This window comes from Pseudomonas fluorescens (assembly GCF_001708445.1).
Lineage (GTDB): Bacteria > Pseudomonadota > Gammaproteobacteria > Pseudomonadales > Pseudomonadaceae > Aquipseudomonas > Aquipseudomonas gorinensis.
Map to the genome: position 1 here is coordinate 3857159 of NZ_CP015637.1, position 24743 is coordinate 3881901.

Annotated in this window: 23 protein-coding genes and 1 pseudogene; 13 read left to right on the forward strand and 11 right to left on the reverse strand. The window is 56.0% G+C overall.

Features of this window, described 5'->3' with window-relative positions; genetic code table 11:
- Window positions 1-109: 109 nt before the first annotated feature.
- Together A7317_RS16950 and A7317_RS16955 are read right to left on the reverse strand one after the other, a co-directional pair.
- Entirely contained in the window at window positions 110-439 is a 330-nt protein-coding gene (locus A7317_RS16950) for a DHCW motif cupin fold protein (RefSeq protein ID WP_069076393.1), read from the reverse strand.
- Between the two features lie 193 nt (window positions 440-632).
- The gene (locus A7317_RS16955) at window positions 633-1067 is read right to left on the reverse strand and encodes a GNAT family N-acetyltransferase (RefSeq protein ID WP_069076394.1); all 435 of its coding nucleotides are present in this window, start codon (window positions 1065-1067) and stop codon (window positions 633-635) included.
- A 276-nt stretch (window positions 1068-1343) separates the two neighbouring features.
- Here A7317_RS16955 and A7317_RS16960 point away from each other — a divergent pair, with 276 nt between their 5' ends.
- The 4 genes from A7317_RS16960 to A7317_RS16975 all read left to right on the forward strand — a co-directional run bounded on the left by A7317_RS16960 (window position 1344) and on the right by A7317_RS16975 (window position 5073).
- Window positions 1344-2180, forward strand: coding sequence for an AraC family transcriptional regulator (locus tag A7317_RS16960; protein ID WP_069076395.1), 837 nt, complete (start codon window positions 1344-1346; stop codon window positions 2178-2180).
- Window positions 2181-2288: 108 nt separating this feature from the next.
- Window positions 2289-2882, forward strand: coding sequence for a LysE family translocator (locus tag A7317_RS16965; protein WP_024074973.1), 594 nt, complete (start codon window positions 2289-2291; stop codon window positions 2880-2882).
- A gap of 180 nt (window positions 2883-3062) precedes the next feature.
- Window positions 3063-4034 carry a LysR family transcriptional regulator gene (locus tag A7317_RS16970; protein WP_081329225.1) on the forward strand — a complete coding sequence of 324 codons (972 nt, stop codon included), beginning with the start codon at window positions 3063-3065 and terminating at the stop codon, window positions 4032-4034.
- Between the two features lie 175 nt (window positions 4035-4209).
- Entirely contained in the window at window positions 4210-5073 is an 864-nt protein-coding gene (locus tag A7317_RS16975; protein ID WP_069077423.1) for an NmrA family NAD(P)-binding protein, read from the forward strand.
- Between the two features lie 28 nt (window positions 5074-5101).
- On the opposite strand, the gene A7317_RS16980 is transcribed toward A7317_RS16975, so the two are convergent.
- Window positions 5102-6052, reverse strand: coding sequence for a LysR family transcriptional regulator (locus tag A7317_RS16980; RefSeq protein WP_069076396.1), 951 nt, complete (start codon window positions 6050-6052; stop codon window positions 5102-5104).
- Window positions 6053-6150: 98 nt separating this feature from the next.
- On the opposite strand from A7317_RS16980, the gene A7317_RS16985 reads away from it, so the two are divergent.
- The 3 genes from A7317_RS16985 to A7317_RS16995 all read left to right on the forward strand — a co-directional run bounded on the left by A7317_RS16985 (window position 6151) and on the right by A7317_RS16995 (window position 8510).
- A complete protein-coding gene (locus A7317_RS16985) occupies window positions 6151-7365 on the forward strand; it encodes an MFS transporter (RefSeq protein ID WP_069076397.1) in 1215 nt (404 codons plus the stop codon).
- Between the two features lie 308 nt (window positions 7366-7673).
- Window positions 7674-8063 (forward strand): hypothetical protein, encoded by a 390-nt coding sequence (locus tag A7317_RS16990; RefSeq protein WP_069076398.1) that lies wholly within the window; start codon window positions 7674-7676, stop codon window positions 8061-8063.
- Between the two features lie 132 nt (window positions 8064-8195).
- Window positions 8196-8510 carry a hypothetical protein gene (locus A7317_RS16995; RefSeq protein ID WP_069076399.1) on the forward strand — a complete coding sequence of 105 codons (315 nt, stop codon included), beginning with the start codon at window positions 8196-8198 and terminating at the stop codon, window positions 8508-8510.
- A gap of 502 nt (window positions 8511-9012) precedes the next feature.
- Here the strand turns inward: A7317_RS16995 and A7317_RS17000 are convergent.
- The 3 genes from A7317_RS17000 to A7317_RS17010 all read right to left on the reverse strand — a co-directional run bounded on the left by A7317_RS17000 (window position 9013) and on the right by A7317_RS17010 (window position 12353).
- Window positions 9013-11166, reverse strand: coding sequence for an AAA family ATPase (locus A7317_RS17000; RefSeq protein WP_069076400.1), 2154 nt, complete (start codon window positions 11164-11166; stop codon window positions 9013-9015).
- Window positions 11167-11303: 137 nt separating this feature from the next.
- Window positions 11304-11522 (reverse strand): hypothetical protein, encoded by a 219-nt coding sequence (locus A7317_RS17005; RefSeq protein WP_069076401.1) that lies wholly within the window; start codon window positions 11520-11522, stop codon window positions 11304-11306.
- 117 nt (window positions 11523-11639) lie between these two features.
- Complete coding sequence (locus A7317_RS17010; protein ID WP_069076402.1) at window positions 11640-12353, reverse strand: class I SAM-dependent methyltransferase; 714 nt, start codon at window positions 12351-12353, stop codon at window positions 11640-11642.
- 266 nt (window positions 12354-12619) lie between these two features.
- On the opposite strand from A7317_RS17010, the pseudogene A7317_RS30095 reads away from it, so the two are divergent.
- Window positions 12620-12930, forward strand: a pseudogene (locus tag A7317_RS30095) (DUF3363 domain-containing protein); the annotation flags it as partial.
- On the opposite strand, the gene A7317_RS17015 reads toward A7317_RS30095, so the two are convergent.
- The 4 genes from A7317_RS17015 to A7317_RS17035 all read right to left on the reverse strand — a co-directional run bounded on the left by A7317_RS17015 (window position 12904) and on the right by A7317_RS17035 (window position 17294).
- Window positions 12904-13305, reverse strand: a complete 402-nt coding sequence (locus tag A7317_RS17015) for a hypothetical protein (RefSeq protein ID WP_024074966.1) — start codon at window positions 13303-13305, stop codon at window positions 12904-12906. The pseudogene A7317_RS30095 and the gene A7317_RS17015 sit on opposite strands and share 27 nt — an antisense overlap.
- Window positions 13292-13705, reverse strand: a complete 414-nt coding sequence (locus A7317_RS17020) for a hypothetical protein (protein ID WP_041161173.1) — start codon at window positions 13703-13705, stop codon at window positions 13292-13294. Before A7317_RS17020 ends, A7317_RS17015 begins: the two co-directional genes overlap by 14 nt.
- A 117-nt stretch (window positions 13706-13822) precedes the next feature.
- Window positions 13823-16135 carry a TonB-dependent siderophore receptor gene (locus A7317_RS17025; RefSeq protein WP_024074964.1) on the reverse strand — a complete coding sequence of 771 codons (2313 nt, stop codon included), beginning with the start codon at window positions 16133-16135 and terminating at the stop codon, window positions 13823-13825.
- Between the two features lie 307 nt (window positions 16136-16442).
- Window positions 16443-17294, reverse strand: coding sequence for an AraC family transcriptional regulator (locus A7317_RS17035; RefSeq protein WP_024074962.1), 852 nt, complete (start codon window positions 17292-17294; stop codon window positions 16443-16445).
- Window positions 17295-17775: 481 nt separating this feature from the next.
- Between A7317_RS17035 and A7317_RS17040 the strand changes: the two genes are divergently transcribed.
- The 5 genes from A7317_RS17040 (at window position 17776) to A7317_RS17060 (ending at window position 23539) form a co-directional block, all read left to right on the forward strand.
- Complete coding sequence (locus A7317_RS17040; RefSeq protein WP_227496865.1) at window positions 17776-18507, forward strand: hypothetical protein; 732 nt, start codon at window positions 17776-17778, stop codon at window positions 18505-18507.
- A 350-nt stretch (window positions 18508-18857) separates the two neighbouring features.
- A complete protein-coding gene (locus A7317_RS17045; RefSeq protein ID WP_069076403.1) occupies window positions 18858-20393 on the forward strand; it encodes a diguanylate cyclase in 1536 nt (511 codons plus the stop codon).
- A 509-nt stretch (window positions 20394-20902) separates the two neighbouring features.
- On the forward strand, window positions 20903-21718 hold the full coding sequence (locus tag A7317_RS17050) for an alpha/beta fold hydrolase (protein WP_041160912.1): 816 nt from the start codon (window positions 20903-20905) through the stop codon (window positions 21716-21718).
- Window positions 21708-22877: a PAS domain-containing sensor histidine kinase gene (locus A7317_RS17055; protein ID WP_069076404.1), complete on the forward strand. Its 1170-nt coding sequence runs from the start codon at window positions 21708-21710 to the stop codon at window positions 22875-22877. Before A7317_RS17050 ends, A7317_RS17055 begins: the two co-directional genes overlap by 11 nt.
- 230 nt (window positions 22878-23107) lie before the next feature.
- Window positions 23108-23539, forward strand: coding sequence for a bleomycin resistance protein (locus tag A7317_RS17060; RefSeq protein ID WP_032885277.1), 432 nt, complete (start codon window positions 23108-23110; stop codon window positions 23537-23539).
- A 295-nt stretch (window positions 23540-23834) separates the two neighbouring features.
- On the opposite strand, the gene A7317_RS17065 is transcribed toward A7317_RS17060, so the two are convergent.
- Window positions 23835-24551: a hypothetical protein gene (locus A7317_RS17065; RefSeq protein ID WP_069076405.1), complete on the reverse strand. Its 717-nt coding sequence runs from the start codon at window positions 24549-24551 to the stop codon at window positions 23835-23837.
- Window positions 24552-24743: the final 192 nt, after the last annotated feature.

Genomic DNA, 24743 nt, shown 5'->3' on the forward strand with positions numbered 1-24743 from the left:
TCTTACGCTGCGTTAAGTGCCAGCAGGGGGTGGGCCCCGGCGCAGAGTGTAGCCACTACATTGCCACTGCGATAGAGAGAGTCCCCATGTTTTCGAGGGGTTTGCAGGCTTAATCCACAATAAACAGCTTGGCCCCAGTGGCGGTGGATGAACGATGCCCTTCCATGTCATTGCCCACCTGGTAACTCATCCCGGCCGTCAGCGTGAACTGGCGGCCGTCTTCCAACTCCGTGTGCAACTCGCCTTCGAGGCACAGCAGCACATGCCCGCGCCAGCACCAGTGATCGGCCAGGTAGCCGGGGCTGTATTCGACCCAGCGCACGCGGGTGGTGCCGAAGTGGCGGGTGCGCCATACCGCATTGCCGGTAACACCGGGGTGAAGTTCGGGTTCGACAGTGGACCAGTCGGTGGTGCCAAACGGGACAGCAGTGAGTTCCATGGTGGGCTCGGTCGTCAGTTAACGTGGCTCGACCCTATCCAACTGACACCCGGCGCGATAGACACAGATCGCGGGCTTTTGTGGGATACAGGCGCGGGTACTTGTCATCCCGCCGCGCCGGTTTGCTTGGATGCACGCCAACTGCAACCCCGATGGCGAGTGGTAGACCGCCTGGTCCTGCCCCCACGTAACTTCATGCATTTTCATTGCCCGACCGGGTGAATGAGTAACGGTCGATATCGGTACGTAATTGCCAGCCCTGGCCTTGCCAATACTGGGCCGCAGGGGTGTTGGTCTTGAATACATCCAGGTGGCATTTGTAGATGCCCAGTGCCTCCAGTTCGTTGAGGCAGCGCTGGGTCAACGCCTGCGCGATGCCCTGGCGTCGATAGGCCGGCAGCACCAGCAGATGTTGCAGGTAACCGCGACGCCCATCATGGCCGCACATCACACAGCCGATCAACCGGCCTTCGCGTTCAGCGACAAAGCTCAGCCCGGGGTTGCGCGCCAGATAGCGCTCGGTGGCCTCGCGGGAGTCGGCCTCACGCAGGGAGATGCCGGGCGTGTCTTGCATCAGCGCAAGGACGGCGGCGTAATCGGAGGGCGTCATGGTGCGGATCGTGTGCATGGTGCGAAACCTTTTGGGATCGGGTGTACTCGTGATGGCGACAGGTGAGATAGGACGCTACCGGCTGGAATGAACCCTTTCGAGCGGATACCGCCCTCCCCGGACAACAATACCGATGGCCGGGCACGGTGCTGAAAGGTCGGCTTTCGGCCTTTTCAGCTCAGGCAGTCATGGCTCAGCATCAACCCGCACAAATCTTCTAAACGTCCTGTTCAAAAGCACGGTAATTTAGTCGCCCGCACAGTTCAACGCTGAACCCTACATCTGGAGCCTTCCGTGGATAAACGCAACTGGATTGAGCTGTCCCAGGATGCCGATACCGGGATTGAATCGATTCGTGCCCATTTTCAGGGGCATGCCTACGATCCGCACTGGCATGACAGTTTTCTGGTGGGGGTCACCGAACAAGGGGTGCAGCAGTTCAATTGCCGACGCGTGCGCCATCTTAGTACGCCGGGCAAGGTATTCATGTTGGAGCCGGGGGAAATCCACGATGGGCATGCGCCGACCGAGGAAGGGTTTACCTATTCCATGCTCTACCTTGATCCGCACTGGCTTGAACGGGAGTTGCATGGGTTGTTCGAGCACGCGCCAGCCAACAGTCAACCGGGCTTTGCCGACACCCTGAGCCAGGAACCGGGTTTGGCCACTGCCGTTTATCACGCCTTCCACGTGCTCCATGAGGGTGACTTGCGCATCGTGCGCCAGAGCGCCATTGATACCTTGTTGGGGTCGCTCACTTGCCACCTTGATTGGCGCAAGCGGCGGGCCTTCGACCCGCGTCTGCCGTTGGTGGCCCAGGTCGCGCGTGACTATCTGCATGCCCATGTCTACGAGGACATTGGGCTGGATGATCTGGCTCAAGCCTGTGGGGTTGATCGCTTTCGCCTGACGCGGGCCTTCAAGGCAGCCTTTGGGCTGGCGCCTCATGCTTATCTGATCCAGCTGCGTCTGGCCAAGGCGCGGCAGCTGCTGGCGCGGGGCGAGTCGCCGGCGCAGGTGGCCAGTGCGCTCGGATTCTCCGATCAAAGCCATATGGGGCGCTGGTTCCGCCGTGCCTACCAGCTCACGCCAGCGGACTACCGTAAGCGCTGCTCAAACCTTCCAGACTGAATCCAGCCGACCCGCGACCATGGGCTCCTATCTGATCAAGGAGTCCATGCCATGTCTTTTCCGCTGTTCTTTTCTGCGTCTTCGATGCGTCCTCAGGGAGCCTGAGCCATGGAGTCGCTGCTGCCTTTCCTGCTGTTTGCGTTCGTGGCCTCGATCACCCCGGGGCCAACCAATATTCTGGTGCTGAGCCACAGTTCGCGGTGGGGGCTGGGCGCTACGCTGCCGATCATTTTTGGCGCATGCGTGGCGGCGGCGCTGATTGTGTTTGCAGTCGGGCTTGGCGTGGGCGAGACGCTGCTGCGGTTTCCCCGCGTGCAACAGACGATGGCCTGGGCCGGGGTGCTCTGGTTGAGTTGGCTGGCCTGGCAGATCTTTCAAAGCGCGCCGCCGTCCCTGAACCCGCCCCCGCGCGACGAGGGCCTGAGCGTGTTCGGTGCCGCCACCCTGCAATTGCTCAACCCCAAAGTCTGGATGATGGCGGTGGCGGTGACGAGCGTGTTTGCCGGTGGCGGCGACAAGACCATGCGGCTGCTGGTGTTGTCGCTGGTGTTTCTGTCGGTATCCTTGCCGTGCATGACCCTGTGGGCATTGCTCGGCGTAGGCAGTGCTCGGTTTTTTGGTTCACCACAGGCGTTCAAACGCGTGAACTATGCACTGGCTTTTTTGCTGCTGGTGTCGGCCTGGTTGACGGTGCTGGTGTAGGTCCAGAAATGGGGACGGATCTGTTTTCTCTCCTTGGCTGCCTTCTCGGGAGTTGCCGAACAATCATCGCCTGGCAACCCTCCTGAAGGTACAAAACGTTTGGAGCGGGTAGAGAAAGCGCTGTATTGACAGAATGCCCACACAGCCAGATATTTGATGACTTTTGAGCACCAATAAATCATGAGTTTCGACGGTCGCATGCTCGCTAACATCAGTGTTCTGGCTGCCATCGTGCATAGCGGCAGCTTTGCGCGGGCTGCCGAAGCTTTAGGCATGTCGCCCTCAGGGGTCAGCCGTGCGGTGACTCGCCTGGAATCGAGTATTGGCATTCGCTTGTTTGACCGGACGACGCGCTCAGTCACCCTGACAGATGAAGGTCGGCAGCTCTACGCGCAAATCAGCCCCCTGCTGGCTGGCATTGGTGATGCCGTCACGCTCGCGACCGGCGCATCCACGGCGGTGCAAGGGCGTTTGCGGGTCAATGTCGATGCATTCTTTGCAGGCCGAATGCTCGCGCCTCACATCGACAAGTTTTTGCAGCGCCATCCTAACCTTGAACTCGAACTCACCGTCCGCGATCAGCTCGGCGACCTGGTCGCCGAAGGTTTCGATATCGCGGTGCGGTTCGGTCAGCCACCTTCATCATCGTTGGTGGCCCGCAGGCTACTCGACACGCGAACGGTCACCGTGGCCTCCCCTGACTACCTCAAGCGACGTGGCCGCCCAAATACACCTGGCGATCTGGCAGGACACTCATGTATCCAGATGAAAAGCGCCATGACGGGCCTGCCATTGGATTGGGAGTATGGGTCGGCAGGCGAGAAGATCACCCTGCGTACCAGCGGCCGCTTGCTGGTGAATGAGTCCAGCACACTTATCGCGGCCTGCGTTGGCGGTGCAGGCGTGGCGCGGGTCAAGGCCAGTGGGGTCAAGGACCTGCTGGCCGACAACAGCCTGGTTGAGATACTTCAAGATTGGCAGGGGGAGAGCTTTCACCTGTACGCGCTCTACCCCTCTCGCCACCTGCCTCCTGCAAAGGTCAGCGCATTCATCGATTTCGTGACAGAGGTATTGGATCTGTCCGAACCTGCGGCGCACAGCTATCGGGCTCGTTCTACAACCCGAGTCAAGGCGGTTACAGACGTCGGTTGAGAATACGGAGGCCAGCCCGCCAATTCATGACTTAAGGTCATCACTCAGTTGACTCGATGGCTATTCTGTCATCATGCAGGCTTCGATAATCTGCCCCCGTCAGATCGCTACTGCACATGGATGTACGTAGATGCAGTGGCGCATCCCCTTCGGACTCATTGATGGCAGGTCAATCATGTACGCAATCACTGGAATCACCGGCAAGGTCGGCGGCGCACTTGCCCGTGCTCTGCTGGAAAACAAGCAACCCGTTCGCGCCGTGATGCGCGACGCTCACAAAGCTGAATCGTGGGAAGCGTTCGGTTGCGAGATCGCCATTGCAGAAATGGACGACGCCGCCGCACTGACGCGGGCATTTGAAGGCGCCCAAGGTGTGTTCATCCTGCCACCGTCGGATTTTGATCCCGAACCGCACTTCCCCGAGGCCAAAGCGGTGATTGCGGCAGTGAGCGAGGCCATCGCAACGGCACAGCCACAGCGAGTCGTCTGTCTTTCGACCATCGGTGCCCAAGCCGTGAACACCAACCTGCTAACCCAACGCACGCTCATGGAACAAGCCCTTAGCAAGCTTGATGTTCCCGTGACGTTCCTGCGCCCTGGTTGGTTCATGGAGAATGCCTTGTGGGACGTGGCCACGGCACGAGATGAGGGGGTGATCCACAGCTTCCTGCAACCACTCGATAAAACAGTGCCCATGATCGCAACAGCGGACGTCGGCCGGACGGCCGCTGCACTCATCCAGCAATCCTGGCACGGCCAGCGCATTGTCGAACTGGAGGGGCAGCACGTGAGCCCTGAAGACATTGCCGCTACATTCAGCCTGATACTGGGCCGTTCTGTTCAAGCTCAGGCAGTGCCGAGAGAGACTTGGGACAACCTCTTTCGCGCACAAGGGATGCAGCACCCGCTGGCTCGAATCCGCATGCTCGATGGTTTCAATGAGGGGTGGATCTCGTTTGAGGGCGGCAATATCGAACGAATTCAGGGCAGTGTTTCGCTAGTTGCCGTGTTGACCCAGCTGGTGAACCTTGGCACTTGACCGTGACACTTATCTGATATGGCGTGGCTTACGACCTCCTGGCATCAGGTGCTTTAAGGTCGAACAACAGCTCATGGGTTGCGCGATCAAAATGCTCGATAAGGAAATCCAGCAATACACGCACGCGGGGAACCCGGTAACGACTGCCGTGCAATAACGCGTAGACGCCGGCCTCTCGGACACAAAAGTCAGGCAACAGGACTTTCAGTCGTCCCGCACGGATATCGGCTGCGGCATCCCAAATGGTCTTACGTGCGATGCCATGCCCGGCCAATGCCCATGCGCGCGCGAGTGCGCCATCATTTGTTTCCCATGCCTGGCTCATGGGTACGGTGTGGTTCCATTCTTGCCCGTCCACCACAAAGTGAAAGGTGTTCAATGGGCCTGCGGAAGTCACCAGCACGATGAACTTGTGGTCAACCAAGTCAGCAGGGGTCTGGGGTTCACCGTAGCGCGCCAGATAGTCAGGCGAAGCGCACAGTACTCGCCAGTTGGGCGCCAACTGCCTGGCGATCATCGAGCTTTCATGGGGCTGTCCAAACCGGATTGCCAGATCGACATCGTCCTGCACCAGGTTCGACACCGAATCCGACAACGTCAGCGCGATGTACAGTTCTGGGTGCAATGAACTGAATGCCTCAAGCCAGTCATTCAAAAGATTGCGGCCAAAATCGGCAGACGCGGATATCCGTACCTTGCCACGCACCTCTGTTTGACTGGCTTGAAGCCCCGCTTCCGCTTCATCGATAGCCCGCAATGCAACCCAGCACTGTTGCAAATAAAACCGACCTTCTTCCGTGAGGCGCAACTGACGCGTTGTGCGATCAAACAACTTGGTGCGCAGCGCCGCCTCAAGCTTGATAAGACGCGCGCTGGCCGCGGCTGGCGACAGCGCCAGCTTGCGTCCTGCGGCAGACAAGCTGCCGAGTGCCGCCGCCTCGACAAACAAACGCATATCACCCAATCGGTCAGTGGCCATATTCAATTCAAATTTGATAGTTCATCAAATGGTAGGCCAATTATCAAATCAGTGGCAATTCATCACACTCATGCCTCCCCTCCCGTTGAGCACAGGTCATGACCGGCAAATCACACTTTGAAAATGGCTCTTTCACGACTTCAGGTAATACCGAATACCTCACTACCGGGCGTCTCCCACTGGGGGCCCTGTTGGCGCTGACAATGGGTAGCTTTATCGCCACCGCCAACGAAACGGTACCAGCAGGACTGTTGCCGCAAATCGCCGAGGCATTTGGTGTGTCGCAAGCGTGGGCCGGTCAGATGGTGACACTCTGTGCACTGGGCTCAGGGTTGGCGGCTATTCCCTTGACGCTCGCGTTGCAGGGTTGGCGTCGGCGCTGGGTGCTATTACTGGCCGTCGGGGTGTTTTGCGCCTGTAATGCGGTGACCGCCCTGTCGCCCTGGTTTTCATTGACGCTGGCTGCTCGCTTCATGGTGGGTATTGCAACCGGTCTGGCCTGGAGCCTGCTGGCCGGCTACGCCAGACGGTTGGTTATCCCACAACTGCACGGTCGCGCTATGGCGCTGGCCATGCTCGGCATCCCTTTGGCTCTTGCCCTGGGCGTACCGCTGGGTGCCTGGCTCGGCAAACTGCTGGGATGGCGTTGCGTATTCGGCACGCTCTCAGGACTCAGCCTTTTGCTGATGGCCTGGATATATCTGAAAGTGCCTGATTATCCCGGACAACGCTCCGATCAACGCCTGCCGCTACGCAAGGTCTTGCAAACCCCGGGCGTGCGGCCCGTGCTGGCGGTGGTCATGCTCTGGATCCTGGCCCATTACACCCTCTATACCTATATTGCTGCGTTCCTGGCTTCTGTTGGATTGGCCGATCAGGTAGATCGGGGCCTCCTTTTATTCGGTATGGCAGCCTTGTTCGGTCTATGGATGATCGGCACGCTGATTGATGGCAGGCTTCGGAGCCTGGTATTGCTCAGCCTGACAGCATTCACCCTGGTTGCGTTTACCCTTGGGTTGGGTGGCCTGCCCGCGAGTGCGATCTATATCAGCATCGTCTTATGGGGGATGAGCTTCGGTGGTGCGCCAACCTTATTGCAAACTGCCTTGGCCGATGTTGCCGGTGACGGCGCGGATATTGCGCAATCAATGCTGGTCACCGTCTTTAACCTGGCGTTTGCAGGCAGTGGTGTGATCGGCGGCGTTCTCTTGGAAACCTGGGGAGCAAGCGCTATTCCCTGGGTAACGTTGGCGTTGCTGCTGCCGGGGCTGCTGATTGTCTCGATAGCCAAGAGGCATGCTTTCAGGCGTTAACTATTGCTGAAGCGTTGAGGATTTACCCAGGTAGGCAGAGATGGCCATTGAGGTTTCATTTGATTTGGCCTCGATGCTCACCTTGGTTTGAGGGCGATCCCTTCAATGAACTCCCGCGCTTACCCTCGTGATGACTGCACGTGAACGGTTTCTGCCGATTAAGGCGGTTAGCCATGGGTCGATTTCTGCACGCTGTGAAAGGCTGCCTTCCGGCCAAGAGCAGACAAAGGGCAAAAAATAAGCTGCCCGTTATTCCTATGCGTACGACAGAATGTGACCTTCCCTTATACTCTTAGGCCTTGCACTCCATGGACGACTCTCGTTTCACCCCGCAGCAGGTGGCGTCGCGATCTGGTAATGCTCAGGTGGATAAGGATGTGAGGCAATGGTTAGTGGGCCTTCCAATCGCTGAGAGACTCGATTTTTTAAAGCAACTTTGGCCACTGAACTTCCGGTATTCACTCAGACTGCTCCAAGCAGCACAGCTACCGAGGCAAGAAAACGAATACATGTTCAGGCACTGGCTGCGTGCTGGCCATCACAATACGGCGCAGGAACTCATCAAGCGGTTACAGCCGATTCTTGGGGAAAGAAAATTCTGGCAGATTGCTTCACAAGAGACGCTTTCACCGACTATGCGCGAATTCATGAATTACTACGGCCTTGGACGCCTGGACTCACAACCCGAAGGAAGATAAACCTTCAGCCTTCCAGAAAATCTGTTTTCGGCGCCCCGGATGCTACGGCCGTTGGTGGCGACTGTTATCCGCTGGGTTGATTTATGCTCTTGGTGATAGGCAAAAAAACGACCATCAGCAATCGGGGGGAAGATGAACGAAGAGTTCAGCTATGTGTGGCTATTGCCGCTGCTTGAGAAACCTTTCGAAACGGCAGCACTCGATTTGCCAGATGCGGTAAGCGCTCTTAGTAAAAAATATAAGCTACCTGCCGACATTGCGTTGCAGCCGCTGGTGATCACAGCCTTGACGTCGCATTCCGAATATTGGTCAGGACTGGCGCTTAAATGGCTGGAGGATGGCTTTCCTTTAGACATTGCGCTGACCGCGATCTTGGCTCAGTGCGCCGAGGACAAAACGCTGTCTCAATCCCGCCGTCATAGAGCGCGTAGGCTTGTTGGCCGGTAAAAATCATGGGGCTAAATCCTATGTCTGGCTGTTACCGGCCAAAAACGGTCGTCCGATATAGGTGTTTTGCTTGCCAGCAGGACGTTGGGGGCAACTCGAAAGGAACGCTGAATAGTTAGTGGGGAGTGTCTAGACGCAGAGGCGAGATTGAAGAAGTACAGCTACCACCTAGGTACGTTCAATTACCGGTGCGGAAGGGAGCGCATGTGCATGCACACGGTTTCCCACTGCCCAAACCGGAAACGGTTGTACTGGCGAACCAGGACAACTTTCCCATGATCGGTCATGGCGTATTCTCCAACTGATCTCAGCGGGCCGCTGATAGCCTTTACACGCCACGTGCAAAGCGAGCAGTTGAGTGCCAGGCAGGAAGGAGAGTCCTTTGGTGGTAGCTGCAGGCGCAACGCTATCAGCGGATGTATGGAAAGGCTACTCGTAAACCCATGATGTTCGCCCCTTCGACCATATCCCCCGAAGCACATCCAGCCTGAGTTACCTCTCTTTACGACATCATCTTGTCGAAGTGGGCTTCGAATTTCGTTTTGACGAACACATCCTTGAACCGATCTATGAAGGTCGCCGGATCAATCTCGCCAAAGTCAGTGAGGTTAACCGAGTCAGTGTGTGACTCGCGATTGATATAACGGTAAAACGCCCTGAACTCCGGCTTGTCCTCACTGAGCTCCATCAACGCTTGGCGCAGGGTGGGCGCCTGGTGCACAAAGCTAAAGTAGTACTCCAGAATGTTGCGCATCATGTTCGGCATCACATTAGGAGACGTTCTGCCTTGCAATGCATCCTTGATGGTCTGCCAGAAGGCTTGGTAGTCGTTCTGGATTTCCCGTTCCGCCATGGGCACGACGGAGCTGTATTCAGACTTGGTGATCCGGAACATAGCAACGGCTTTTTCCCCATCCTCCTTCAACAGCTTGGCCATCTCGTGGAAGAAAAACAGGTTGTGCGTCAGGATGATCACCTGCTTGAACCGATCTCTTGGGATGAGCACCTGGCGTCTGATCAGCGAAGCGATATCGTATACATAGTTATGGGAAAGGCTCGATATCGGATCGTCGATGACGATGATCCGATCACGCTTGAGCATTCCACTCGCGGTGTCCATCTCGCCATTGCAAACCTCAAGGAAGTAGAGGAACGAGATCAGTGTTTTCTCACCCTCGCTCAGCGTTCTGAACACCCCTTCGGTCTGGCCCGGGCGCTCAAGACGATACTGGGGTACCGAGCCCTCCTCCCTGATCAGCATAAACCCCTTCAGCCCCAGCACCCGCAGCCAATTGTTGATGTTCTCGACCGACTGATCGATGTTCGTAATGGCAGCTCTGGACTGAGTAACAACCCCGCGCAGCTCTTGAATTCGCTCCCGAAGCGACTGAACCTCATCTTTGGCGGTCTGGCGCTGACGGCCTTGCGCCTTGTCGACCTTCTCGAATACCTGGAAAGCTGCATTGCAGGAAGCTCTGTACCATCGCCAGAAGCGTTCCTTGATATTATCTTCATGCTGTTTTCTGTTCCTGATGCGCTCATTGATAGCGTCGATTTTCAGCTGTTCAGCCGCGATCTCGCGGTTCAACTCAGCAACCAGTGCTTCAGTGGATTCCAGCTTAGTGACAAGAGATGGACTGGCGATCTTCTCGCCAATGGCTTGCAGGTTCTTCTCGAACACCGCGTGTAGGCGAGTGATATGCAGCCTAATGGCTTGAAGCTTATAACCAGGGGCCTCGCATCGTTGCAGAAGCTGATCCATCGCACCCCGGTACTGATATTCGAGTTGCCTGAGCGCACCCAGGCGCTCCTCATAGGTCTTGTCGAAGACCTTATGGATCTCAGCGTAGAAATCTTGCGGCAAAGGTTGCTGACATAGCGGGCATTTGTCTTCCGCCTCAGCCCGATACCGGAGTGCGTGTTTAACCCAGTCCGAGTTTCCCAACTGCTGAATAAACGCAGAAAGGTAGGAGTTGCTCGATCCGGTGATGACCTCCTGCAGCATCGGATCAACTTCCAGCTTATGCGCCTGGAAAGAAATGGGCGCGATGTTTGGCACTTCCTGATCGTTAGTCTCACTAAGCGCTGCCGCTTCCCCTAGCATTCCCTGGGCGGTATCGGTGGTAGCCACAAGCGGAACCCGCCGGACAGCGTCCAGCAGCCGTTCTCTGGTGTTGAGCGACCTGAAGCAGTAAGCCAGAGCGGTGCCATCGAACTCCCGCTTGGGCTTCCAGACACTGTCCAGGAGCCCTTCATGAGCGGCGTCCTGGGCCTTCTTGCAATTAACGCCCTTCTCCATCTCAACATCGTGGGCGATCATCAGCTCAACGATTGACGCCTCTGCTGCTGCCAAGGCGGCCTCAGCCTCAATGTTGCCCTCATTGAGAGTGAAAACTCCCGGCTGAGAAGAGGCTTCATGGAAGTTCTTCTCCATGAACACATGGTTGTAAACCAGTACCTCCCGGCCAACCTTCACCGGTTCCACACCACAAACGTTATAGCAGGCCTGACCAGGAGACTGGAGGAAGTTGCCGATGGTGGTTTTGCCCGTACCATTCTGGCCGTAGAACAAGTTCACGCGCTTGAGCGGGGCAATGGACACCGCAGCGTCAGGCGAGTAGCTGGAGACGTTACGGACCAGAATTTTTTCGAGCATTGGGCAATCCTTGGCATGAGCAAATCCAGCTCAAAGATAAGCGGAACATTTCCGACTTCATAGTGCCATTACGGTTTTTGATCAATCCTACCGGTGCGGCTCCATGCGAAGGGCAGTTCTGGGTCGATAGCTGCCACTCAGTGAAGGTGGAAAAGCCTCAAGATCAAGCGTGAGGCTTTATCACCGTCGGCCTCATATAGACCGTGTAATCCGGCCTGATCGGTGAGTTTGTGTAGATTGAAGTGGTTGTAAAACGCTTGGCCCAGTCGCTGATGCTCGAAGCTTCCTTGACTCCAAAGCCGGACGAACTCCTCATAAGCGGCGCGTTCGATCTGCAACGAGGAATCATGTCCCATGTCAGGTTCCTATCATTAGAGGGACTCAAGCGTACTAGCTGCCTATCAGCCCTTCCAGCTCGGCCTTTCCAATCAGAAAGTCAGCTATCGGCCAAGAGCTGCCACTCAGCTCGCCGTTCAGACCGTTCTACACGTTAACCAGGCCCCCCAGAAAAGACTGCTGAAAAAACGGGTAGCGTCCCCAAAACCCGCATCATGCAAAAGCTTCTGAACAGCCGCCTCAGAATGTGGAGGGTCAGCGCCTTGAAGAATTTTCCCAAGTTTGACTTTCACTTCATCCGGACTGGCTCCGTGCTGCCGCCAACGTTGCCCCCAGGCGGCGAGGAGCAACGGCTGGCTGGCATAGGCATATTGATTGCCGGCGACAATCAGCGGAGCCCCCGGTTTCAGGCGAGCCCGAATGGATCGCAGAATGTCTCCCTTGGCATCATCCCCATCGAGATGATGGAGTACACCGATCAACGTGGCTGCGTCGTAGGACTCATCTGCGACCAAGTCTTCAACGTGCCCAAGGTGCACGTCCGTTCTTTCAAGCATGTTGTTGACGGCTAACTGCTGTTTCGCGGTTTCCAGCATCGATTCAGATGGATCAACGGCGGTGAAGCGCCAGCCTGGCTCAAGCCTGGCCATCGCGATGATCTCCTGCGCCGTACCGCCAGCGCCGACTACCAGTATTTTTGCCGAGCGCCTATTTCCAAGGCTTGCCGCGAGCATGCACGCCACCAGGTCCTGACAGGCGTCATAACCTGCCAGCGCGATACGGCTCTGTCGTCCGTATTCACTAGCCCGAACATGATCAAACTTTTCAACTGAGTTAATGGGTGATTTCAAGGCGGTTCTCCCTGTCCTTGAATCAACTTAGGTCATAAAGAACGATAATAAAAATTCATTAATTTTATGAGCTACATTCCCACAAGGAATGCCAGCGCGCTCAGGTATCGTCCAAGCGACGGTCAGCCAAGGGGCGGAGCAGTCGTTCGCGACAGGTAACAATCGGCCAAAAGCGGTCATCACGGCCCTACAAAAACTGGAACGACTCGCTGCACCGAACACTGTTCTTAGAAATAGAGAAATTCGAGAGCGGAGAATGGGGCGTGCAGCGGGTGATCCTCGCCCGGAATTTGCCGGGAACTCTGCGCAATCGGGAGCTGGCGCAGCCAGCCAGGGAGATTGCCATCGAAACCGGCCTGGAGCACCGCCCGAAGTCGGATGGGCTGCGCGTGGCCGGCATCTACTGGCGTCGCGTCATGCTCGGCCAGTAGGCGTGGGGTTCTCGCTGGTGTGGTGGAAGCCGGCGATCGGGCAACGGTTAGGGCAGCAGCTCGCCGAGACGGTGCGCGGCAGCAGAGTTTCATCGAAAATCGGACGCCAGCGGGGACCATCAGTGAGATGGCTTTCCATCCTTTGAGAGCAGTTCTCTTGCCATTTCGATTGCCTGCTCACGTGAAGCAGCAAGAAGCAGAGGGTAACCCCAGAACTTGGCAAAAACGACCGCAAATGCCTTGTAACCAAGACGTTTTGCGGAGTGGGTTTCAACCAGGATCATTGCCAGAACCAACTTTCGCAATTCAACCTTGTGCTTTTTCATCCAGAGCGCGGTGCGCTTCTTTTCTTCCGGCGAGTGCTCATGGTCTTCTGCAGGTACGGTATCGGTCAAAAGTACGAAGGGTTCCCCGCGCTGCAAATTGGCCTCGAATTCGTCGAAGTCCTTCTGGTGATCATGTCCGGGTTCTTGCGTAAGGTTCATCCAGACCAATGGGAAGTCAGAACTATTCATCGACATGGCCGTTTCCTTTGCTTTTGATGCAACGCCAGGTGGCCGCAATGGCGAATACACCGGGTAACGTAATGAAGAACGCTGCCGAAAAGGCAACGTGCCAACCGTCGCGCAACCCGTCGGAGATTCCCCCGAGGGTATTCAGGACGACAAGCAGACTGCCGAGGACCAGGGCAACCCCCTGAGCCTTACGCGTTCCGATCAGTGCGAGAAGCACCGTCACGATCCAAGACCCATAGAATGCCGAAAACATCCAAAGCACACCGGGCTCAAAAGTAATCGCCGGTGTCGCTCCGTGCGCTCTCACAAAGTCGTTTACGTAGAAAAATAACTGGAAGGTGACAAAAAGTACGGCACCAGCGGCTGTCGTCAACCAGAACAAGGCCACTTTGTTTGGGTTGTTCATGGCCGGGTCTTGGGCGGGTTGTAGAGTAGATTGAAGGGACATAGGAGCTTTCTCGATAATCAATGGCTGTTGTATGTCTGGGGATTTCTAACGGCTGAAGCGTTCGCCTGCGGTAAATCAATACCTATAGTCCAGCGTCACCATCAAGTTGCGCGGTGCGCCGTAACCTACGGTGTCAAAATCGCCCTTCTGCAACGCGTACTTCTTATCGAACACGTTGTTGACGTTGACTGCCGCGGTGATCTTCTTCGTGATGGCGTAGCGCCCTAAAAGTGATACCAGGGCATATGAACCCTGTTCCCCGCCCAGCGAACTGGTGCCGGTGTTGGGTGCCTGGTAGAAGCGGCTTTGCCATTTGACGCCTGCGCCTAGCGTCAACTTGCTCCACCCTCCGGGCAATTGGTAGGTGCTGAAGAGCTGGGCCGTGGTGCGCGGTATTTGTGAATTCAAGCGGACGCCATTGCCATCTTGCGCAGTGAAATGGGCGATACCCGCATAGATGTTCCAACCACGCGCCATCTCGCCCTGCAAGTCCAACTCGATCCCGCGCGACTTCGTCCCATCCGCGCCTATGTAGGCTTGCGCACCACCTGGTGTATAGGTACCTGCGACCATCTGTGCAGCGTTATCCAGCTCGGTATGGAACAAGGCTACCGACGCATTCAGACGCCCGTCCATGTAGGCGCCTTTAAGGCCGATTTCCTTGGTTTTTCCCTTTGACGGCGTGAGCACGTTGCCCTTGCTGTCGCGATAGTCGGTTTGCGGATTGAATATGCCCGTGTAGCTCACGTAGGCTGAATAGGTCTTGTCGATGTCGTAAACCAAGCCGGCATACGGGGTGAATTCACTGCTCTTCTTGTAGTGCAACGACGAGCCACCGACGACATCGTCGATTTCGTAGTTGCTGAAGCGGCCGCCGACAATGAGTTTCAGAGGCTCGGCCAGCGAGAACCGGGCTGCGCTATAGACACCACTCTGCTTGATTCGAGTGCGGGTCGGTATCGAAGCCATGGCATCGAAGTTGGGGCGGGGATAGGCTGGGCTCAGTTCATAGACATTGACCGGCGTAAAGCCTGGATAAAACGGAGCGATATCCTCCTGGCTGGCGGTGCGGCGCGAACTCGTCGCCCCCACCACCAGGTCATGCTGGCGGCCAAGCAGTTCGAAGGGGCCGCTCGCCATCACGTCGAAGGTGTTTTGACGGCTGCGACCTTCGGACGCCAGTGCCACCGGAAGAGCCCCGTTGGGAAAGGAGCCCAGTCCCGTGGCGCGATCGGGGCGGCCGACCAGGCCGAGCAGTTCGGCATCGAATTCCGTGCGGTATTGATTAGCGACGGCCCGGAGATTCCAGCCGTTGTCAAAGCGGTGCTCGATCTCGGCAAACGCCGTCTTAAGGGTGTTGTCCCAATGGCTCCAGTTCTGCGCGTAGTTTTTGGAGCGTGAATACTCCGCCTGCGTGCCGTCGCTGAACCATAGCGGTAAACCACCCCAGGTCGAGCCCTTCGGCGTGATGTCCTGGTAGTCATAGCCCAGGCTCACCGTCGTATCGGGTGTCAGATCTGCCTCGATGATGCCGTAGAACGCCTTCCTCTGTGGCTTGTACCCATCGATGTACGAGTTTCCTTCCTGGGACGTCCCGACCATGCGGGCGCGGATACGGCCATCCTCGGTCAACGGAGTCGATACGTCGGCCATTTCCCGATGGGTATCCCAGCTCCCCGCTCCAAGCGAGGCGGACGCCGAGAATTCACGGGTCGGTCGTTTGCGCACCAGGTTGATGGCGGCCGAGGGATTGCCGGTGCCGGTCAGCAATCCGGAGCCGCCCCGCACTACCTCGATACGATCATAGAACGAGGTATCGATAGAACCGATGCCGCTTCCATTGACGATGTTGCCGAGGACGGTGGGTATGCCGTCGTACTGGACGTTGTTGATCAAGAAACCACGCGAGTAGAAACTCGTCCGCTCGCTGTCGGACTGGTATGAAGAGACGCCCGTGGTGTTCTCCAGCACGCCCTGAACCGAATTCAATTGCTGGTCGTCCATGCGCTGGCGGGTGATCACCGTCACCGACTGCGGTGTTTCCCGCAGCGACAGCGGCAGGTGCGTCGCCGCCGACGTCTGGCCCGTGGTGTAGGAGCCAGTACCTTCGGTGGTCGCCGTATCCATGGGGCCCGTTATGGTGATGGCCGGCAAGGCTATCTCGTCTTGAGACGTCCCCCCTGCCCTGGTTTGAATCTGCCGTGGCTCGGCGGCAAATGCGCCCTGCGCGCTAATGAGAACTGCCGCCGCAACTGCCGAGCCCAGCACGGTGCGGGGCGCGCTCCTGATTGCGCCCTTGTACGAACCATCCAGATGAGGATGGCCAGCGGGCTCTGCGCGCCTATCAATTGGCCAACGGGACTTCCCAACAGTTGCAATGATGAACATCAACAATACTCATTTGTATTTAGATGTTTCATTTAACAATAGGCACAGAGGGGAGTGATGGCGAAACCAGGCCAGATTGTTATTCAGTTAGGCCAAGCGTGATTTCATTTTGGCGTGCGGATGGTTTTCATTGAAGACCGGGGGTTGCGTGAGCACCTACAGTCGCTGGCATCCGAGGAGGGTTTTGTTCTCGACGAGGAGTTAGCTTTCACCATCACCACGACGTTGCAAAATGTCGGCAACTCCGCAAGGAAGGACCATCGGCGACGGAAGGCGGCCGGTGGTCCCGAGTCAAGAGTCTGATGCATCAGGGAGAGATTTCATTGGGGAGCATGATGCCGGGCACGGAAGCGAGCTCTGCGCCGCCGATGCGATCCGATAGGTATCGTGCCGGAGGTTTGCCCACGGCCTTGCGGAACATGGTTACGAACCCGCTGGCGTTTTCGTACCCCAGCTCTATTGCCACCGTTTGCACGCTTTCACCCTTGGTCAAACGTTGAAGCGCAAGGATCACATGCAGTTGCCGACGCCAGCGCCCAAAGCTCATTCCAATTTCATGCAGCAAAAGACGGCTCATGCTTCGCTCGCTCATACCAATTCGAGTAGCCCAGTCGGCCTTCGACGTCTTGTCCGTGGGGTCGGCCAGCATCATTTCCACGAGGCGGCGTAATCGGGAATCACGCGGCATGGGCAGATGCAAGTCTTCCACGGGGGCCGCCACCAACTCATCGAGCAATGCGGCAATTAACCGGTCTTCTCGCCCCCCCTGCGCATATAACTCAGGAAAACCGGCCACCTTCAGTAGCAACTCACGTAGCAATGGCGATACCGAAATCGTGCAACAGGTTTTCGGAAGGTCCGGTGCTGCGTCTGGCTCAACGAACAGGCAATAGCATTCCGTTTCACCCGCCCCCCGCGCCGCGTGAGGCAAGTCTCCCGGTATCCATATGGCGCACTGCGGCGGCACGATCCAGACACCGTCTTCAATTTCGCAGTTGAGGATGCCGCGTAGGGAATAGATCAGCTGCGCCTTGCGGTGCTGATGCCTCGCATTTTCCCAGTCCTTTGTTACCGATGTGGCACTCAAGGCCACGACGGGGCGCGAAATGCTGTCGACGTCCCAAGGCACAGTTAGATCGGTGATCGCAATGCTAGACATGTTGTCTTGTAGAGCCCTAATGGAAGATGTGGATTTGGCCTAAACGGAAAATACTATGACCAACTTGCTCAATCACATCTAGCATTTCTTCCGCTTGGGGGCTTGGCTCCTCTTGGAATATGTTCGCGGGGCCTGAAAGAGTTTCAGCGACAGTGACGGTCTATTGAAGGTGCTTAACCCGTTGCTGCTTTGTCAGTGGGTTGATTTGAGGTTTTTGCTTGAGGCAGGCGCGCCTATCCTGTGGCGGGTGGCCCTTGAGGTGTAAGTTTGGCCATGTGGTCTTCACGATTGAACGAATAAAACAGCCTATCCTGCCCACTCCATAACTCTCCCATCATGCTGCGTACTCTCCCGCTGGCCGATGGGCAGATTTTGTCTCAGACCAATCAGGAGAGCTACTTTTGCAAAAGGACAGTTCAACCTCGGCCTGATGTAAAAAGCAATTCGCCGAGAGAAGTTTCGTGTGCCTTGATTCCCGAATGTGGATGAAGAAGACTCCATCCATTATCTGATGGTCGAACCAACGACCGAAGTTGTCGAAGTGGGATTACGTTTGAGCATGGGGCCGACGATGCAGGGAAAAACGTTCGAAATAGTGCGAATAGATCAAATCCACGAAATTGTTTCGCCAACCGTAGAGTCACTTTTACAGCCGTTAGGGTTCGAAGTTCAGGGCCCGCTGTCCTGGCTGCGTAGCGTCAATGCTCCCATTCGCCAACTCTTTCGCCTTGAGCAGCGCAAAGGCGGCGCGCTGGCGCCGTCATGGGCTCTGTCACTGGACTTCGTTCCCCATCTTTCCGGCAATGAAATCAAATGGCACAGGACGTCAAAATCAGCACGACCTGATCTGACTTTCGATGTGCGAGATCGAGCGTTTGATATCTCATACAGCTACGGACTTGATGTCATAGCAACCAGCGCTCCCAATATCCTCCGGGCTGCCATTCCAAAAGCTGAATCGTTTTGGAACGAGGCTCGTTCGATAGCCGACCTGCCTGGTGCTTTCGAGCGGGTCAAGCAGCATTTGTCGACGGGTGGCCTGGGTTTCTACAACTACATACAACATCCTCTTGCATACGCGTTTGTATTGGCCATGAACGGCAAGCCCGACACTGCCGAAGAAGAGTTTCAACGCTATTCACAGCGTCTTTCAGAGGCGGCTCGAAAAAAACTCCGCAAGCTATTCATTGATGCAGGCGGTCACCTTGGCTAAGCGAGTACGACTTTTTCAACAGAATCGGCCAAAAGCAGTCGGTCGAGGAGGATACAGAAAAGCCAGTTGCTCAAGCGTGTCGTTCGCCAGCGTGGACCCGCTTAGGCGCTGCGAGCCTAGCTAAAATATGCCCGCCGGCCGAAAACTGCGAAAGGTCGACGAACGTGTCTACAACTGTTCGCAGGCCCATTTTTAACAACTCGAGAGTTGAACCGTTAACGGGTTTGAATCTTTCATATAAGCCCCCTCTTTAGCGCTTGAGTCGTAAAGATATCGACAGACGCGCCGATACTTCAAAAGGACTCTCGGTCACTGCACACTGTTTTGGCGATGAGCAAGGAACACAACACATGTCTATTCGTCAGAACGCACTCAAAGCATCAGACGTGACCCTTTGCGGTATGGTGCTCCTGGCTGGGGTGGCCATTACGTTCTTGGTGCTGATACTGTTCTTAGGATCAGAGCAGCGTACAGTTAGCGTCGCTTTTCAACTTGAAATCGACGAAAGATTCAGTCGACTGCAGCGACGCTTTAATACTCAGGAATTGAAACTGGACGTGGTGAGGCGCTTCTTTGTCAACGCCGACGATGTCACTGAAAAGGAATTTATTGGGTTCGTTACGCCTCTCGTTGGAGAGGACGAAGCCTATAGCTGGGTACCCCGGATTCTTGAGAAGGATCTCCAGGCGTTTCGCGCTAAAGCGCTTCTCAACGGCACCAGTGACTTTTCATATCATGAAATCAATCCCGTCACCGGCGAAAGAGTCCCCCTCACCCGTCGGCCGGAACACTGGATATTGCTCTATTTATTGAAGCGCGATGACGTAACGATCATACCTGGCATGGACGTCATGAGTCGTCCGGGGCGCCAGGCCTTGATGAGCAAGGCACGAGAAACACGTCAAATAGTGGTGTCGGAACCGTTGAAAATGACCAATGGACAGGCGGGAATTTTCTTTGTCGCACCTGTATTCCAGGGGTCCTCTGAGGTTCCATTGAACGATGATGATTTGCAGGGTTTCGTGGTCTCCACCGTACGCCTGGCTTCTTTGATGGAACAAGGGATTCCGTTGCCAAGTCTGCAACGACTGAACGTGACGCTTTCATTAATCGACCCGCAGCATCAAGGGGAAATCATCTATCAGAGTGAGGTCACCGCTGCCCCTTCAGCGCTTTATGCGCAGCGGCTGCTGAAAGTTGCCGACCAAAATTACTTAGTCCAGTTCAGACCCAGCTCAACCTTTCTAGTCGCCAACAGCTACACACTGTCTATCAGCCTGTTTTTTGTGTTCGGAATGGGGTTGACGCTGCTATTGACCTTGATGGTGTACTTACTGATTACGCAGCGCGCCCGTGCGCTCTCGCTGGTTGATGAGCGCACGCGCGACTTGCATTTATTGAACATTACCGATCACCTGACCGGTGTCTACAACCGCCGACACTTCGAAGAGTTGATGGAGCGCCTGCTCGTCGAGGCTATCGCGCAACACCGTCCTCTGTCGCTGATCACGTTTGACGTCGATCACTTCAAACAAATTAACGACCGCTGGGGCCATCAGTGTGGTGATAACGTTCTGAAGTCGTTATGCACACAAATATGTTCAGCTACGCGCAAAACCGATCTGCTGTGCAGAACTGGCGGAGAAGAATTTGCTCTGATTTGCCCGGATACTGAGCTGAACGATACAAGGCTGCTCGCAGAAAAGCTTCGCACCCTGATAAGTACCGTGCCGTTTGAAGATATTGGACAGGTGACTTGTAGCTTCGGTGTTGCAACATGGATTCCATTAGAATCGTTTGACTCCTTCATTCGGCGGGCCGATACCGCGATGTACAGTGCTAAATCAAATGGTAGAGATCAAGTCCAACTTGCAGATATGAATTAGATGGGCTACCCGGATGTCACTGCGCAAAAGCCGAAACTCAGCAGAAAAGGAACGGTGTTGTTTGGTCATCTGACACCTCGATCTGGCGAGCATTTTCGCCTAAATGGGTGTCCGGTTTTATTAGACCACTACCGTCGACGGGTGGCCTGGGTTTCTACAATTACATACAACATCCTCTTGCATACGCGTTTGTATTGGCCATGAACGGCAAGCCCGACACAGCCGAAGAAGAGTTTCAACGCTATTCACAGCGTCCTTCAGAGGCGGCTCGAAAAAAACTCCGCAAGCTATTCATTGATGCAGGCGGTCACCTTGGCTAAGCGAGTACGACTTTTTCAACAGCATCAGCGGACATTCGTCTTCAGCATCTCGACGCCAGAATTAAAATGTTTGCCCGAGCCAAGTGCGACTTCCTCAGGAGTCATAAACCTATACCGCGTGACGCGATCCCTTCGACTATCTACACTGCCGCAGACATCAAAACCTTTGGCGCGACCGGGGCAGCACGCATGGACCTTCAACATCGCAACAACGTAAAAGTAATGGGCGATGGTCCTTCAACGCTGATCTTTTCCCATGGTTTCGGCTGCGATCAGTCCATGTGGCGTTATCTCGCCGAAGGTTTCACCGATCGCTTTACAGTTGTGCTGTATGACCTCGTCGGAGCGGGTGAGTCGGACCTCGAAGCCTATGATCGGGAAAAGTACAACTCACTGGCCGGGTACGCCCGGGACCTGAATGAAATCATCGACCATTACGCCCGTGGGCCGGTGATCGTTGTCGGCCATTCCGTCAGCAGCATGATCGGTACCCTGGCTGACCGCCAAGCGCCCGGAAGCATTGCTGCCCATATAATGATCGGCCCTTCACCCTGCTATATCGACACCGACGACTATGTCGGTGGTTTCAAGCTGGAGGACATCCACTCGCTGCTCGACATACTCGACAGCAACTACCTTGGCTGGTCCAGCACCATGGCCCCGGTGATCATGGGCACACCAGGGCAACCGGCACTGAGCGAAGAGCTGACGAACAGTTTTTGCCGCACCGAGCCCGATATCGCCAAGCAATTTGCACGAGTGACGTTCATGTCCGACAACCGCCAGGACATCGTCGGGCTGGCGACACCCACGCTGATCCTGCAATCCACCGACGACCTGATCGCCCCCCTCGCCGTGGGTGACTACCTGCACGCTGTGCTGCCCAACAGTACGCTCTGCCTGGTGGCCAACGTCGGCCATTGCCCACACATGAGCGCGCCCAGTGCATGCTCCGAAGCTATGGAGAACTTCCTGTCACCCTGGATAGGCGAACATGTCAACTGACCAGCCGTTGCTACCCGATAATCAGATGCTGTTCGATGAAGCCCCCTGCGGCTTGGTGGTAACGAAGGAAGACGGCACGATTCTTCGCAGCAACCAGACGTTTAGCCATTCGATCGGCCTGGACGCCCAGGCACTCATCGGGCGGCGTTTTCAGGACCTGCTGACCATGGGCGGGCGCATCTTCCATCAAACGCATTGGTCGCCGCTGATGCAGATGCAAGGATCCGTCGCCGAAGTAAAACTCGATCTGGTTCACCATGACAAACACATCGTGACCATGTTGCTCAACGGCGTCCGACGCGAGCACGCCAGCGGTGCGTTTTATGAGCTGGCGCTCTTTGGCACCAAAGATCGCGACAAGTACGAGCGCGAGTTGCTCAACGCACGAAAAGTCGCCGAAGACCTGCTGCGCGAAAAAACCGCCGCCGAATCGGCCCTCAGGCAGGCCCAAGCCGAGCTTAAAAGCGCCTACGAAGAAGCACAGCTTCGCGCCTCGTTCGCCGAACAAATGGTGGCCATCGTCAGTCACGATCTGAAAAATCCGCTGACGGCTATCAAAATGGCCTCTGGCATCCTTGCCCGAGAAGAACGCACCACTCGAGAAAGCAAAATGCTGGGCCACATCAGCCAGTCGGTAAACCGTGCCGAACGCATGATTGCCGACCTGCTGGACCTGGCATTGGCCAGGGTTGGGCAAGGCATCACGCTTAGCCCTTCAACCGTGGATTTGCACGCCTTCGTTGGCGCCAGCGTCGATGAATTACGTATGACATTCCCCGAAGCCACGTTGGTGCATCAGACTGTGGGGACAGGCAACGCCTGTCTGGATGCGGACCGGGTGCAGCAAATCATTGGCAATCTGGTGGCTAACAGCGTGGCTTATGGTGATTTACAACAGCCGATCACGATCACTTCACGCGTTGAACAGGATCACGCCGTTGTATCGGTAAAAAACCAGGGGCCGGTTATTCCCGACTCGTTGATGGACGTTTTGTTTGAGCCAATGATTCGGGGTGCAAAGACCGGCACCGATTCGCGCAGCGTGGGGCTTGGACTCTTTATCGTTCGAGAGATCGTCAGGGCGCATAACGGTGTCGTATCGGTGAATTCAACGCCAGAGAGTGGCACCACCTTTACCGCGACATTTCCGATGGTTTGATACAGCTCATCCGCCTCAATTTCTTCTCGTATCGCCGTTACCTTTAACGGGTGGTTTTCTGCACGTAGCGACGGGCAGAAAACGGCCAGAAGCTGCCACTCAAAGCGACTCGATAACTCCCACCCAAGCGTGCATCATCATGCTCACCACGATCCCGCCCTGGCAGCGAAGCCGTAGGCGCAGAACCTGCCCGCTCACAAAAACAAGCATTTTGAAATGGAAGTCATCTCATGTTCGAACGTAACAAACTGGTTCCGGAGTTAATGGTCACCAACCTGGATAGCAGCCTGGCTTTTTGGGTTTCTCTTCTGGGGTTCAAAGTAGCTTATCAACGTTCGGATGACGGATTTGCGTACCTTGATTTGAATGGTGCTCAAGTAATGCTTGAGCAGATTGATCCGGACGCGGGTCAATGGCTGACTGCGCCATTGACCAAACCGTTTGGAAGAGGCATCAACCTACAGATTGATGTTGAGGCTGTCGCACCCATCATCCAAAAACTTGTTCAGGCTGGATTTCCACTCTATCGAGAATGCAAAGACACCTGGTATCGGGCTGACAAAATAGAAGTAGGTCAGCGCGAATTCATCGTCCAGGATCCCGATGGTTATCTCGTAAGGTTGGTAGAGCGGTTGGGTGAGAGACCGGCTTGCTCAATCTGAACCTAAGCCAAGCCGACCGTCAGCTTTGGGTCTTTTTCAGCCGGTCGCGACAGGCAAAAATCGGCCAGGAGCAGACATTCGAGACAGGCTAGCTATGGGCTATTTTCGGAGTTTGTTGATGGGGCTGGGGGGCTCCCTTGTCTCATTCTCCAAGGTCCCTCTCTAGGAGCCCTCCAACGCCAGTCGTCGCTTCGGCGTAGCTAGGCTGGCTGATAACGCCCTTTTTTCAGCGCAAAAGGGCCAGCGTGAAAGTGGCTGCACAAACAGCGGCCATCCTATACCAGGCCCGGTCGGCTTATTGCCCAGCCTGGCTGACAGGGGTAACGCTGCGGGTGTGATAATCGCCCGACGAGTCCTGGATGCAGTAATTCGGGGACATCGGTTTTTCCTCGCCGGCTTTCAACTCAACCACCTCATTGCGGCACGTTGTCTGGAATGTTTGCGACTGGAATGCCTGCCGGACTTCATAGTCGGCGCCTGCGCGTGGCACGAAACTGACGGGTGCTGATGAGCAACTGGACCCGGATGTGACGAACGCCACAAACACGATCAGCGGCTGCCCGGCCGGGACCACACGTTCATCGAAGTACCTGCGCGTCTCATCGATCTTCGCGCTGACCGGGGAGGCCGGCATGCCGATGACATTGTTCTGGTAGTCGGAAGGCCACATGCCGAAGATATCCATGCTCTGACCGCTGGGCTCGATACGCGAAGGATTCCATCCTTGCGGCCGCTCGCGGGCGGCCAGCGCTTTTCTGTAAGTGTCGTTGAAATACTGTTCGCAACTTTGGCCGGATACGAAACCTGCGTATGCCCCTTGCCCGCTGATCAGGCGGATGCGCGCCGTACTGGCGGGGTCGTACTTGGCCATCTCGGCCGGGTTCTGGACATCGGTTTTCTTGAAGGTGCAGCCGCCGACAGCCAACGGCACGATGAGCAACAGCCCCAGGCGTGCGATGACAGTGCCCAAGCCGGTATGAATTGATGAGCGCTTGCTGGCGTCCTGCTTCATTATTTTCTCCCTGTTAGTGGCGCAACCTTGGTGATGGCGGGGTTTGGGCAGGCGTTTGCTTTCAAAGTTCGCGGGTTCGCATTGGATTGGGGCAAAGAAAGCATGGCGGCGGCCCTCTCTCTCCCGAAGTGTCGCGCGTACAGTCTACCCTGTTATGCTGATTCAGCAATCCGGCGTATAGATAAGATGCTA